We start from the raw sequence: 12,181 nt of genomic DNA on the forward strand, positions 1-12,181 counted from the left end.
GAAGGAGGGTGCGAAATGAAGAAGACGACCTTGATCGCAGCGCTGGTGGCAGCTCTGCTTCCGGCGGCGCCGGCCATGGCGCAGCCGAAAGCGGCCCCGCCCGCGAAAGACGCTCAAATGCAGCAGCAAGCGCCTGACGTCGCCGAGTTCGACAAGCAAATGGCGCAGATGCAGCAGACCATGCAGCGAATGCAGGAGCAGATGGAGAGGATCCGCCAGACCCAGGATCCGCAGGAGCGACAGAAGCTGCTTCAGGAGCACTGGGAAACGATGCGAAACGGCATGGGAACAATGCACGGCATGTGGGGTCCGGGCATGATGGGCTGCTGCGCGGGCGGCCCGATGATGGGCGGCGGAATGAAGGGCGGTCCGATGATGGGATGGCGCGGAATGGGGGATTACTACTCGAAGCTCACCCCGGATCAGATGAAGCAGCGCCAGTACATGATGGATCGCTACATGGGCATGCAGCAGCAGATGATGGACCACATGATGCAGCATCAGAACTACATGTGGATGCAGCCGCCTCGGTGAGGATGCGGGGGCGGTACCAAGTGTGCCGCCCCCCCGGTTTGAGCCTGATCGTCTCCAGTCGGGCTCATGCCTCGGAAGTCGAAGATGTCCCCCGAGTGCTTGACCTCCCTATCGTGAGCAGATGCTAGGCTACATATTCAGGATCGCTCGGATGCTTGAAGTGTGTCGCGACCAAGAGCACATTGATGATCGAGAAAGCGGCCACCCACAGCAGCGGAATCGCCGCGAAACCCGACCACATGATCTGCGTCTCGGTGCACGGCATGACGCGAGTGCAAGCGGCCGCCTCCCCTGGGGCCGCGCCCGTGATCAGCAGAAGGTGAGCGACCGAGACCACCCACCCGATGCCCCCCAACGGCAATGCGTAGTACACGACCTTCCGGTCGAACAGGATGATTCCCACCATCAGGATCGGGACCAGTGGGAACATGAAGATGCGCAAGTACCAGCAGATGACGCAGGGCACAATGCGCAGCATCTCACTCAGGGCAAGCGCACCGATCACCGACAGGCAGGCGATCGACCAGCACATCAAGATCAGCGTCCAGCTGATACCGAAGAGGTCTTCCTCCGCGGAGCGTTCGTGAATGTTCATTGATTCGGATCTCGGCGGCAAGGAGCAGGTGCACAAACGGGAGCGGAACGGGTACGCGTCGCTATGGACGATATCGGATAGCGGCGATATCGGTCGAGTGGAAATGCGTCGCAGGGAGCCAGCGATTGTCGGCGGCGGGTGTTTTTTCGCTCGGCGCAACCACTCGTGCAAAGAATCGGAGATTACTCCATGTGCGCAGGCTCGAACCAGAGATCAGACCGTAACCGGCACACGTCGCCGGCTCACCGGTTCGTGGCCGATGCAAGAAGACTGAAGCCAATCGTCGTCCTGCCGGCGGCCGACCGGGCGAACGGCTTGCCGCCATGCATGCGCGCGATCGCTGCGACGATCGACAATCCGAGTCCGTGATTGATACTCCCGTGTTCGCGCGCCCGGTCTGCCCGATAGAAGCGGTCGAACAGGCGTGGAAGATGTTCCGCAGGAATCTCCGGGCCGACGTTGCTGACGGACAGGCGAACGCCGCCAGATTTGTCGGGCGCGATGTCCAGATCGATCGTTGACCCGCGCTCCGCAAACCGCGTCGCGTTGGCGAGGAGGTTCGACACGGCCCGCCGCAACAAACCCGCATCGAATGCGCCGCCGCTATCCCCGCAAACGCGGACGCTCACGCCGGCCTCCTGTAACGCCGCATCGTGGAACTCGATGACCTCGGCCGCAAGGGCGGCTAGGCTGCCGACAGGGCTTCGGCGCGCCCGCTCGCCGCGATCCGCTTTCGACAGGAACAGCATGTCATTGACGAGACCGGCCAAGCGATGCAGGTCCTCGAGGTTCGATCCCAGCACGTCCCGCAGCTCGGAAATGCCGCGCTCGCGGCTCAGGGCCAATTCGGTCTCGCCGATCAGCGTCGCCAGCGGCGTGCGCAGTTCGTGCGCGACGTCCGCATTGAAGCCTTCGAGTTGCCGGTATGCGTTGTCCAGCCGTACGAGCAGTGCGTTGAACTGCGCGACCAGTGGCTGCAGTTCCTGCGCCTGTGCGGAACCATCCAGCGGCTGTCCGACGTTTTCCGGACTGAGCGCGGCGGCTTGGCGAGCCAGGTCGCGAACAGGCAACAGCGCGCGTCGCACGAGCCACGCACCCCCGGCGGAGACGAGCACGGCGCCGGCCAGCGCACTTGCCAGTAGCGTCCACGCCAGTTGCCTCAGCAATTGGGCATCGGAACTGCTGTCGAGCTCCAATTCGGCACGCAGCATGGTCGTGCGTGACCACGGTGGAGGGATCTCGAATTCAACCCGACGCAGGTTCACGGGGGGCTCGGGGACTAGTGGCGTCATGTAAAGGAGTGTCTCGGCGTCCTCGGTCAGCCGCAGCTTGAGGTCGGCATGGCCGATGAAGAAATCGTCGAGTTTGTGACGAAGGCTCGGCAGTCCCTCCTGCGTCGTGATCTCGCGGACAAGGTGGCGGATCACGTCCTGCTTGTGCCGCAGCTCCTCGGTCTGCTTCGCCGAAAAGTTGAGGCTGGTGGCCACATACACGACCACACAGACGGATCCGAGCCCGATGAAGGTCTGCACTGCGAGCCACCACGACAGCCAGCGGCCAAGCGAGCGCGGATTGCGCATTCTCAGGACTCCCGATCTCCAAGGACGTATCCCATGCCACGCACGGTATGCAGCAATTTCTTCTCGAACGGATCGTCGATCTTGCTGCGCAACCGGCGCACCGCCACTTCGACGACGTTCGTGTTGCTGTCGAAGTTCATGTCCCACACCTGCTCGGCCAGCGCGGTGCGCGACAGCACCTGCCCCTGCCGGCGCAACAACAAGGTCAGCAGTGTGAATTCCTTGGCCGTCAGATCGAGCCGCTGTCCGGAACGCAACGCCTTGCGCCGCACCAGATCGAGTTCGAGGTCGGCCAGTCTGAGGACGGTGAGGTCCTGAGCGGCCGTCGGAATGGCCCCGCGCCGCAACAGCGCTTGTACGCGTGCGAGCAACTCGGACAGGGCGAAAGGCTTTACCAGATAGTCATCCGCACCCGCCTGCAAACCCTTCACGCGATCCTCCACCTTGTCCCGCGCGGTGAGCATCAGCACCGGGACGTGCTTGTCGTGCCGCAATTCGCGCAGGACGGCGAAGCCATCCAGGCCCGGCAGCATGACATCGAGCAGGACAAGGTCGTAATGTCCTTCGATCGCGAGGTAGCGGCCCTCGGTGCCGCTGTGGGCGACATCGACGACGTAGCTGCTCTCGGTCAGTGCCTTGCGCAGGTATTCGGCGAGCTTGGGTTCGTCTTCAACGACCAGGATCTTCATGCGCGAATTATCGCGAAGAGCGCAGCCTCCTGACATTACGAATTCGTAATCGGGCTGTTCGCGATTCGACGTGGACGGTTTTCTACAGTGCGTCCCGTGCCCGGTTTGACGGCACCTGACGAAGCCCCAGCCGTGCCATGCCCCGAATGACGACAGGAAGCCCATCATGCCCAAGATCCGTACCGCCACCCTCGTGCCCTTGCTCACCGCCGTCCTCGTTGCGCCGACCGCGGCGCTGGCCGGTTCGCTGTGGCACCCCGCCAACAATGAAGCCGGTTTCACCTTTCATCCCGACCATTCCACAAGCACCAAGACGCGCGCCGAAGTGTTGAAGGAACTCGAAGAGGCAAAAGCGGACGGAAGCTACTCGTATCTGCTGCGCGGGCTGCCCCCGCCTTCCCGCGACGTCGGACCCGGGAAGACCCGCGAAGAGGTGATCAAGGAACTCCTGAACATGACGCCCGAGGAGCGGGCGCGCATGGATGAACTCTATGGTGACAATTGACGGGGTCGGCGCGTTGGAGGGGCAGATCAAGCGTCCTCCCAGCACTCAACTTTGCATGAAGGGGTACAAGCTGTGGCGCCCGTCAAATGTATTGGTCAAAGCGTGTCTGTCCCGCCGCGGCTACGCCGGCGAGGTGACGGCAGGTCTGCGGTAACCTACAATCGGCGCCGTGCGTAATTTCCTGATCGCTTTTCTCGTGTTGTTTCTGCCTCTGCAGTGGGGAACCACTGTCGTGGCGGCGTATTGCCTGCACGAGGAGAGTCCGGCTGCAGTGCAGCATATCGGTCATCACGCACATCACCACGAGCATCAGGCCAACACCCTGAAAGCGGACGGGGGGCAGCAAGGCAAGGCATTTGACGTGAGTTGCAGCGCGGACCACGAACACAGCCATTGCACCCACGCCATCGTTCATGACACTCGCCTGCCCGAAATCTTTGCATCCGAGACGGTTGAAAGCCCTTACGGGGCTTTCGTCTCCGATGCTCCGCTCGACAACCTGCTTCGGCCGCCCCAAGTCACCCTCGCCTGACAAGCCGGCGAGGGTAACCAGTGTCGTCCACGCGCCGATCGACGATCGATCGCGCACGCCCCCTCGTCGGTTTTCCATGATCCGCCTCGTCGCGCCCATCGCCCGAGCGGATCGGACCCATTCCCGACGAGGATTTCATGAGAAGAACACCCCCGAGGGGCGGCGTGACGCTGTGTGTGGCGTTGTGTCTTCCCGTCGCCGCATGGGCGCTGGACCTGCCCGCGCTCCCCACCCCCATCGTTGAGTCGGTACCGGCGGCGCTTGCGTCGACGCATGGTCAGGCGCCGGCCGCGAGCAGCGCCGCGGGAGCGCAAGGGCTCTCCCTGCGCCAGGCCATCGAGCTTGCGCTCACCCATAACCCGGATCTCGCGACAGCCGCGCTGGAGGTGGGCGCCAACGAAGGTGTTCGCCAGCAGGCAGGTGCCTACCCCAACCCCGAAATTTCTTACCTTCAGGAAGACACGCAGCGTGCAACACGCACCACGACGCTGCAACTGAATCAACCGATCGAACTGGGTGGCAAGCGGACGGCTCGCCTAGCCGCGGCCGAGCGCGGGTACGACATCGCATCCGAGGATCTGGCGGCACGGCGATTGGCGCTACGTGCGGCCGTTACCGCGGCCTATTTCGATACGCTTGCCGCGCAGGAACGCGTGCGCGTGGCGGACGACGCCCTTGAACTGGCAGGGCGCGCCACGCACGCGGCCGCCTTGCGCGTGAAGGCCGGCAAGGTCGCGTCCATCGAAGAAACGAAGGCCCGGGTTGCCGAAGCCGGCGTGCAAGTGGAAGCAAATCAGGCACGCAGTGAGTTGCGGGGGGCGCAAGCACGACTGGCTGCGCTGCTCGGGCAGGGCCAGCCCCACGCTTTGGTGCTTGAAGGCCGTCTCGACGAACTGCCGACCGCCCCGACGCTCGAAGACCTGCAACGACAGATCGAGAACTCGCCTGCGTTGCGCCGCGCGCGACTGGAGATCGAGCGCCGCATGGCCCTCACCGAACTCGAGAAGGCTCGCCGCATCCCGGATCTCACCATCAGCCTGGGGGCCAAGCGCGAGGAGGCGCTCGGACGCAACCAGGCCGTCGTCGGCGTTTCGATCCCGCTCCCGTTGTTCGATCGCAACCAGGGCAACCTGCTGGAGGCGCTGAAGCGCGAGGACAAGGCCCGTGAGGAGCTGAAATCCGCGCAACTTCAGGTTTCGGTCGACGCCTTTCGGGCGCGCGAAGGGCTGGAATCGGCCCGCGCGGAGGCCGCGTCGCTCGCCGCGCACGTGCTCCCCGGCGCGCAAGGCGCATACGAAGCGGCGGTCAAGGGGTTCGAACTCGGCAAATTCAGTTTCCTCGAGGCACTGGACGCCCAGCGGACCCTGCTGCAGGCGCGCGTGCAAGCGCTGCGCGCGATGGCCGATGCCCATCGCGCCCGCGCCGAACTGGATCGCATCCTGGGAAGCGGAGATGCGGAACCCGCGGCAACTGCTCCCGCTACCCGTTGAAGTCTTGGAGACCTCTATGAATGAACCGAAACCCAAAAAGCAGATGTTGGCGATAGTTGCCGTTCTAGCCGTCGGATTCCTGCTCGGCGCCGCGATCCTGACCACCGAGAAAACCGCCCCGGCCGGCGACGGGCATGGCGGGCACCAGGAGGCGGCCCATGAGGACGAGAAGGGCGGCCAGCATGCCGACGAGCACGACGAAGAAGACGGCGAGGCGCACGATGAGGCGCGTGCCGAGCCGGCGAAAGGTCCGCATGGCGGCAAGTTGTTGAGCGACGGACGCTACGCGGTCGAAGTGACGATCTTCGAAACGGGGGGGGAGCCGCAGTTCCGCCTGTATACCTATCTCGACGGCAAGCCGCTGGATGTCGGCCAGAGCCAGATCGAACTCACGCTCGAACGTCTGGGCCAACCCGCGCAACTGTTCACGTTCGCGAAGGAGAAGGACTACCTCAAGGGCGACGCCGTGGTGGTCGAGCCGCATTCTTTCGCGGTGAAGGTGCAGGCGGTGCACGACGGCAAGACCTACCGGTTCGGCTACGAACAGGCGGAAGCTCGCGTCGCGATGACCGACGCGCAGTTGCAGGGCGCTGGCGTTGAACTCGCCGAAGCGGGACCGGCGACGATCGGCACGACCGTCAAGCTGCTCGGGGAAGTCCGCTACAACAGCGACCGCACCGTGCAGGTTGTACCCCGACTGGCCGGGCTGGTGGAGTCCGTGGCCGCCAATGCCGGCGACCGCGTTCGCAAGGGCCAGGTGCTGGCCGTGCTGAGCAGCCAGGCTCTGGCCGATCAACGCACGGAGCTTCTCGCGGCGCAACGCCGTCTGGCCCTTGCGCGCACCACGTACGAGCGCGAAAAAACCTTGTGGGAAGAGAAAATCTCCCCGGAGCAAGACATGTTGCAGGCGCGTGCCGCGATGCAGGAAGCCGAGATCGACGCACAGAGCGCGCGGCAGAAACTGACTGCGCTGGGCAGCGTACCGGGCAGCGACGCGACCCTCACGCGCTACGAGCTGCGTGCGCCGATCGACGGCGTCGTCACGGACAAGCGCATCTCGGTGGGTGAAGCGGTCCGGGAGGATGTCTCAGTGTTCACCGTTTCGGACCTGTCCTCGGTGTGGGTCGAGGCACCCATATCGGCACAGGACCTGGCTGCGGTCACCGTGGGCCGGAAAGCGAGGGTAAGCGCAAATGCGTTCGACACGACGGCGGAAGGGCGAATCGCGTATGTCAGCGCCCTGATCGGCGAACAGACGCGTACCGCAACGGCGCGGATCGTCGTGAATAACGACAAGGGCTTATGGCGCCCGGGTCTGCCGGTGACGGTCGAAGTGCTCGCAGACGAAACGCGAGTGCCCGTCGCCGTGGCGGCCGAGGCGATCCAGGATCTACGCGACTGGAAGGTGGTGTTCGGCCGTTACGACGATGCGCTCGAAGCCCGACCGCTCGAACTGGGCCGCAGCGACGGCCGCCATGTCGAGGTCCTGAGCGGACTACGGGCAGGCGAACGCTATGCCGCGAAGAACAGCTTCGTCATCAAGGCGGAGCTCGGCAAAGCCGGCGCCAGCCACGACCACTGATCCGGAGGCGCAACGATGAAACAGATCACCGCAATCATTCGTCCGCAGCGGCTCGAGGCCGTCGAAGCGGCGCTCCACGCACTGCCGCACCTGCCGGGTTTTACGGTTTTCACAGCCAGGGGGCACGCGCGCGGCCACGGCCAGGATCACCGTTTCGTTGCCGACGAGTGGAACCCGGATGCACACGATGCGCTGGTGCTGCTGGTCCTGTGCGTCGATGACGATGCGCTGGCCATCATCGACGCCGTCACGACGGCGGCCTATACCGGCCTCCCGGGCGACGGCATCGTCGGGGTCGCGGAGCTTGTCGCCGCGGTGCGCATTCGCACCGGCGAACGCGACGCTGCGGCACTTTGAGGGATCAGCCCATGTTCGAACGCATCATCCGTTTCGCCATCGACCAGCGATGGATCGTCCTCCTGGCCGTGCTCGGCATGGTCGGGATGGGCATCTACAACTACCAGCGCCTGCCCATCGACGCCGTGCCGGACATCACCAACGTCCAGGTCCAGATCAACACCGAGGCCCCTGGCTATTCGCCGCTGGAGGCCGAGCAGCGCGTCACCTTCCCGATCGAAACCGCGATGGCGGGGCTTCCGCTGCTGGAGGAGACGCGCTCGCTGTCGCGCTACGGCCTGTCGCAGGTCACCGTGGTGTTCAAGGACGGCACCGACATCTACTTCGCGCGCCAACTCGTCAACGAACGCATCCAGGAGGCGCGCAGCAAACTGCCCCCCGGGCTCGCGCCGGCGCTCGGGCCGATCGCCACCGGTCTCGGTGAGATCTACATGTGGACGGTGGAGGCCGAGGACGGTGCCCGGAAACCGGATGGCACCGCCTACACGCCGATGGACCTGCGCGAGATCCAGGACTGGATCATCAAGCCGCAGTTGCGCACCGTGCCGGGCGTGACCGAGATCAACACCATCGGCGGCTATGCGAAGGAGTTTCACGTCGCGCCGCTGCCGGACCGCCTGGTGTCGTTCGGGCTCGCCATCAGCGATGTGGTGACGGCACTCGAGCGCAACAACGCGAACGTCGGCGCCGGATACATCGAGCGCAGCGGCGAGCAATACCTGATTCGAGCCCCTGGACAGGTGTCGAACATTGACGACATCGCCAACGTCATCGTGGGTCACGCCCGCGGCGTGCCGATCCGCATCCGCGACGTGGCCGAGGTCGGCCTGGGCAAGGAACTGCGTACCGGGGCCGCCACGGAGAACGGCCGTGAAGTGGTGCTGGGCACGGTGTTCATGTTGATCGGCGAGAACAGCCGGGACGTGTCGCGCGCGGTCGATCTGCGCCTGCAGGCGGTCAACAAGACGCTGCCCGCGGGCGTCGTCGCGAAGACCGTCTACGACCGCACGCTGCTCGTCGACAAGGCCATCGCGACGGTCAAGAAGAACCTGACCGAAGGCGCCCTGCTGGTCATCGTGATCCTGTTCCTGTTCCTCGGCAACATCCGTGCGGCGATCATCACCGCGCTGGTCATTCCTCTGGCGATGCTGTTCACCTTCACCGGCATGGTGACGAACAAGGTCAGCGCCAACCTGATGAGTCTGGGCGCGCTCGACTTCGGCATCATCATCGACGGCGCCGTGGTGATCGTCGAGAACTGCGTGCGGCGCCTCGCGCACGCGCAGGGCGCGGCCGGGCGCCCGTTGACGCGCAACGAACGCTTCCACGAGGTGTTCGTGGCCTCCAAAGAGTCGCGGCGGGCGCTGCTCTTCGGTCAGCTCATCATCATGGTGGTGTATCTGCCGATCTTTGCCCTGACCGGGGTCGAGGGCAAGATGTTCCACCCGATGGCGTTCACCGTCGTGACCGCGCTCGTCGGCGCAATGATCTTGTCGGTGACTTTCGTGCCGGCGGCGGTAGCGCTATTCCTCTCGGGCAAGGTCAGCGAGAAGGAGAACCGCCTCATGGCTTGGGCGAAGCGTGGTTATGCCCCGAGCTTCGACTGGGTCATGGCGAGAAAGCCGCTCGTGCTGACGATCGCGTGCGTTTGCGTGGTGCTGTCGGGCTTGCTCGCAACGCGCATGGGCAGCGAATTCATCCCGAGCCTCGACGAAGGCGACGTCGCCCTGCATGCGCTGCGGATTCCCGGCACCAGCCTCACCCAGGCGATCGACATGCAGGTGCAGCTCGAACAGACGGTGAAGGCGTTCCCGGAGGTCGACACCGTGTTCGCCAAACTCGGCACGGCCGAGATCGCGACCGATCCGATGCCGCCAAACGTGGCCGACAACTTCGTGATGCTCAAGCCGCGCCAGCAGTGGCCCGACCCCAAGCGCCCCAAGGCCGACCTCGTTGCGGCGATGCAGGCGGCGGTGCAGCAGGTGCCGGGCAACAATTACGAGTTCACCCAGCCGATCCAGATGCGCTTCAACGAACTCATCTCGGGCGTGCGCAGCGACGTCGCGGTGAAAGTGTTCGGCGACGACATGGACACGATGGCCGAGACCGGCGAGCGGATTGCCGAAGTGCTCGAAGGCATTCCCGGGGCCGCCGATGTGAAAGTGGAGCAGACGACCGGCCTGCCAATGCTGACGGTGCGCGTCGACCGCGACCGGACCACCCGACTGGGCCTGAACATTGCCGATGTGCAGGACAGCGTCTCCGCCGCACTGGGCGGGCAGGAAGCCGGCGCGGTGTTCGAAGGCGACCGGCGCTTCGATATCCTGGTGCGATTGCCCGAAGCCTTGCGCAGCGACCTCGACGCGATGCAGCGCCTGCCGATCCGCCTGCCGGCCGGGGATAACGGCACGGCCCGCGGATTCGTGCGCCTGGGGGACGTCGCGAGCATTCAGTCGGCGCCCGGTCCCAACCAGATCAGCCGTGAAAATGGCAAGCGCCGTGTGGTCGTGACCGCGAACGTGCGGGGGCGCGATATCGGCTCCTTCGTCGCGGAAGCCGAGCCCCGGATCACCGAGGTGGTGAAGGTGCCGACGGGTTACTGGACGACCTGGGGCGGCACTTTCGAGCAGTTGCAAAGCGCCGCCAAGCGCCTGCAGATCGTCGTGCCGGTCGCATTGCTGCTGGTGTTCACACTGCTCTTTGCGATGTTCGGCAACGTCAAGGACGGCCTGATCGTGTTCACGGGGGTGCCGTTCGCGCTGACCGGCGGGATTCTGGCACTGTGGCTGCGCGACATCCCGCTGTCGATCTCGGCCGGCGTCGGCTTCATCGCGCTGTCCGGCGTGGCGGTGCTGAACGGGCTGGTGATGATCTCGTACATCAGGAGTCTCCGCGACGACGGCCTGGCGCTCGACGATGCCATCCGCGAAGGCGCGCTGACGCGCCTGCGTCCGGTGCTGATGACGGCACTGGTAGCGTCGCTGGGCTTCGTGCCGATGGCCATCGCCGTCGGCACCGGCGCCGAAGTGCAGCGGCCTCTCGCGACGGTCGTGATCGGCGGCATCCTGTCCTCCACCGTTTTGACGCTGTTGGTGCTACCCGCGCTGTACCGGCTCGCGCATGGCCGCGCCGAACAACGGCAATTGTCGCGAATCGCGGTCGCTGGGGCGGCGGCGCCCGCTGCAAGCATCTGATTGAAACTGAAACGGGGTACGAACCGTCGTGCGCCGCCTGCCAGCGAAACGCGCTCGCGTTCGTACCCAATAACGAGAGGTTCAAATGAAAGCACGTATCACGATCGTTCTTCTTGCAGCCCTTGTCGGACTTACGGGATGCGCGAGCAATATCATTCATGAAGGCAAGTACGCGCAGGATGAGGGATGGCGAAAGGGAACTGTCGTCGAGATCGGGCCGGCGAAAAGCCTCAAACGGCCGTCGTTCTATGACTGCAGGACCGAGGCATCGGACAAGGAAGGCAACGAGCCGTACGTGATGGTCGCGTTCTTGCGCAATGGACACCCGTATGCACGCGCCGCCAAACTGCCCGCCGATGCGCAGTTGCAGGTCGGTGACAAGGTGTACGTGAACTTCAAGGACTGCAACGCACCGATCCCGAAACGCAACTCATGAACATTCGACCGGATGGAATTCAATCGATGCGCTTGTCTCGAAGGACGCAGGGGGGCGTTGCAATGGATCAACGGCCGGAGAGCCTTGGTTCGTCTCGTCAGGACCGACACGATGAGTGACGACGTCAATCACGAAGCCTGGCGCGGTCGGGTCGACCCAGCCCTGCTCGACGCCGTTCGCCAAGGCAACGTCCCGGAAGTGCTGAGGTGGTTGGAGGACGGACTGCCCGCCAACTGGCAGGACACGGAGGGGTGCAGCCTGACCTTCCTCGCCGTCTATCACCGTCAGTGGGCCGTCATTGACAGCCTATTGGCGCGCGGCGCGTCAATCGATCTGACCGATCGTCGGGGATGGACTCCCCTCTTCTGGGCCGCCTTCAACGGTCATGCGGACATCGTCTCCTTCCTGATCGGCCGCGGCGCCAATCCCGACGTGCGGACCGACGACGGGGAGTGGCCCTTGTTCTGGGCCGTCTATAAGGGCCACACGTCAGTGGTCCGGAATCTCCTGGTCGGTGGGGCAAAGCGGGACCAACTCGATGGGGACGGACATGACGTACTCTGGCTCGCACGCACCTTGGGGCGACAAGACATTGTGGCCGTCCTGGAAGGGCAGCGAGCGCGGCCCAAGAAGCCCCCCCTGCCAAGGAATTCCGACGGGGCAAATTGATGCCGCCCGCCACTCACA

The 12,181-nt window shown here is 64.6% G+C and carries 12 protein-coding genes; 9 read left to right on the forward strand and 3 right to left on the reverse strand.

Annotated elements, in window-relative coordinates; genetic code table 11:
* The first annotated feature begins 15 nt into the window (after positions 1–15).
* On the forward strand, positions 16–534 hold the full coding sequence (locus F464_RS0119955) for a hypothetical protein (RefSeq protein WP_018991623.1): 519 nt from the start codon (positions 16–18) through the stop codon (positions 532–534).
* A 124-nt stretch (positions 535–658) separates the two neighbouring features.
* Here the strand turns inward: F464_RS0119955 and F464_RS0119960 are convergent, their stop codons facing one another.
* From F464_RS0119960 to F464_RS0119970, 3 genes are all read right to left on the reverse strand, one after another.
* Complete coding sequence (locus F464_RS0119960) at positions 659–1,129, reverse strand: disulfide oxidoreductase (RefSeq protein ID WP_018991624.1); 471 nt, start codon at positions 1,127–1,129, stop codon at positions 659–661.
* Positions 1,130–1,371: 242 nt separating this feature from the next.
* Positions 1,372–2,709: a heavy metal sensor histidine kinase gene (locus F464_RS0119965; protein ID WP_018991625.1), complete on the reverse strand. Its 1,338-nt coding sequence runs from the start codon at positions 2,707–2,709 to the stop codon at positions 1,372–1,374.
* Between the two features lie 2 nt (positions 2,710–2,711).
* Positions 2,712–3,398, reverse strand: a complete 687-nt coding sequence (locus F464_RS0119970) for a heavy metal response regulator transcription factor (RefSeq protein ID WP_018991626.1) — start codon at positions 3,396–3,398, stop codon at positions 2,712–2,714.
* A 166-nt stretch (positions 3,399–3,564) separates the two neighbouring features.
* Here F464_RS0119970 and F464_RS0119975 point away from each other — a divergent pair, with 166 nt between their 5' ends.
* The 8 genes from F464_RS0119975 to F464_RS0120010 all read left to right on the forward strand — a co-directional run bounded on the left by F464_RS0119975 (position 3,565) and on the right by F464_RS0120010 (position 12,163).
* Positions 3,565–3,903 (forward strand): DUF4148 domain-containing protein, encoded by a 339-nt coding sequence (locus F464_RS0119975; RefSeq protein ID WP_018991627.1) that lies wholly within the window; start codon positions 3,565–3,567, stop codon positions 3,901–3,903.
* A gap of 169 nt (positions 3,904–4,072) precedes the next feature.
* Positions 4,073–4,435 (forward strand): hypothetical protein, encoded by a 363-nt coding sequence (locus F464_RS31095; RefSeq protein ID WP_157353940.1) that lies wholly within the window; start codon positions 4,073–4,075, stop codon positions 4,433–4,435.
* A gap of 137 nt (positions 4,436–4,572) precedes the next feature.
* A complete protein-coding gene (locus F464_RS0119985; RefSeq protein WP_051092326.1) occupies positions 4,573–5,925 on the forward strand; it encodes a TolC family protein in 1,353 nt (450 codons plus the stop codon).
* The gene (locus F464_RS0119990; RefSeq protein ID WP_232428996.1) at positions 5,840–7,507 is read left to right on the forward strand and encodes an efflux RND transporter periplasmic adaptor subunit; all 1,668 of its coding nucleotides are present in this window, start codon (positions 5,840–5,842) and stop codon (positions 7,505–7,507) included. Before F464_RS0119985 ends, F464_RS0119990 begins: the two co-directional genes overlap by 86 nt.
* Before the next feature lie 15 nt (positions 7,508–7,522).
* Positions 7,523–7,864: a P-II family nitrogen regulator gene (locus tag F464_RS0119995; protein ID WP_018991631.1), complete on the forward strand. Its 342-nt coding sequence runs from the start codon at positions 7,523–7,525 to the stop codon at positions 7,862–7,864.
* Between the two features lie 11 nt (positions 7,865–7,875).
* On the forward strand, positions 7,876–11,058 hold the full coding sequence (locus tag F464_RS0120000) for an efflux RND transporter permease subunit (RefSeq protein ID WP_018991632.1): 3,183 nt from the start codon (positions 7,876–7,878) through the stop codon (positions 11,056–11,058).
* Between the two features lie 85 nt (positions 11,059–11,143).
* Positions 11,144–11,494 carry a hypothetical protein gene (locus F464_RS31695; RefSeq protein WP_018991633.1) on the forward strand — a complete coding sequence of 117 codons (351 nt, stop codon included), beginning with the start codon at positions 11,144–11,146 and terminating at the stop codon, positions 11,492–11,494.
* A 111-nt stretch (positions 11,495–11,605) separates the two neighbouring features.
* A complete protein-coding gene (locus F464_RS0120010; protein WP_040395612.1) occupies positions 11,606–12,163 on the forward strand; it encodes an ankyrin repeat domain-containing protein in 558 nt (185 codons plus the stop codon).
* The last annotated feature ends 18 nt before the right edge of the window (positions 12,164–12,181 follow it).

This window comes from Aromatoleum toluclasticum ATCC 700605, assembly GCF_000378245.1.
In the GTDB taxonomy this organism is placed as follows: domain Bacteria; phylum Pseudomonadota; class Gammaproteobacteria; order Burkholderiales; family Rhodocyclaceae; genus Aromatoleum; species Aromatoleum toluclasticum.

Coding starts and splice junctions, on each gene's coding strand:
- F464_RS0119995 (WP_018991631.1), top strand. CDS start 7,523: ATGAAACAGATCACCGCAATCATTCGTCCGCAGCGGCTCGAGGCCGTC.
- F464_RS0119955 (WP_018991623.1), top strand. CDS start 16: ATGAAGAAGACGACCTTGATCGCAGCGCTGGTGGCAGCTCTGCTTCCG.
- F464_RS0120010 (WP_040395612.1), top strand. CDS start 11,606: ATGAGTGACGACGTCAATCACGAAGCCTGGCGCGGTCGGGTCGACCCA.
- F464_RS0119970 (WP_018991626.1), bottom strand. CDS start 3,398: ATGAAGATCCTGGTCGTTGAAGACGAACCCAAGCTCGCCGAATACCTG.
- F464_RS0119990 (WP_232428996.1), top strand. CDS start 5,840: ATGCCCATCGCGCCCGCGCCGAACTGGATCGCATCCTGGGAAGCGGAG.
- F464_RS0119960 (WP_018991624.1), bottom strand. CDS start 1,129: ATGAACATTCACGAACGCTCCGCGGAGGAAGACCTCTTCGGTATCAGC.
- F464_RS0119965 (WP_018991625.1), bottom strand. CDS start 2,709: ATGCGCAATCCGCGCTCGCTTGGCCGCTGGCTGTCGTGGTGGCTCGCA.
- F464_RS0119975 (WP_018991627.1), top strand. CDS start 3,565: ATGCCCAAGATCCGTACCGCCACCCTCGTGCCCTTGCTCACCGCCGTC.
- F464_RS0120000 (WP_018991632.1), top strand. CDS start 7,876: ATGTTCGAACGCATCATCCGTTTCGCCATCGACCAGCGATGGATCGTC.
- F464_RS0119985 (WP_051092326.1), top strand. CDS start 4,573: ATGAGAAGAACACCCCCGAGGGGCGGCGTGACGCTGTGTGTGGCGTTG.
- F464_RS31695 (WP_018991633.1), top strand. CDS start 11,144: ATGAAAGCACGTATCACGATCGTTCTTCTTGCAGCCCTTGTCGGACTT.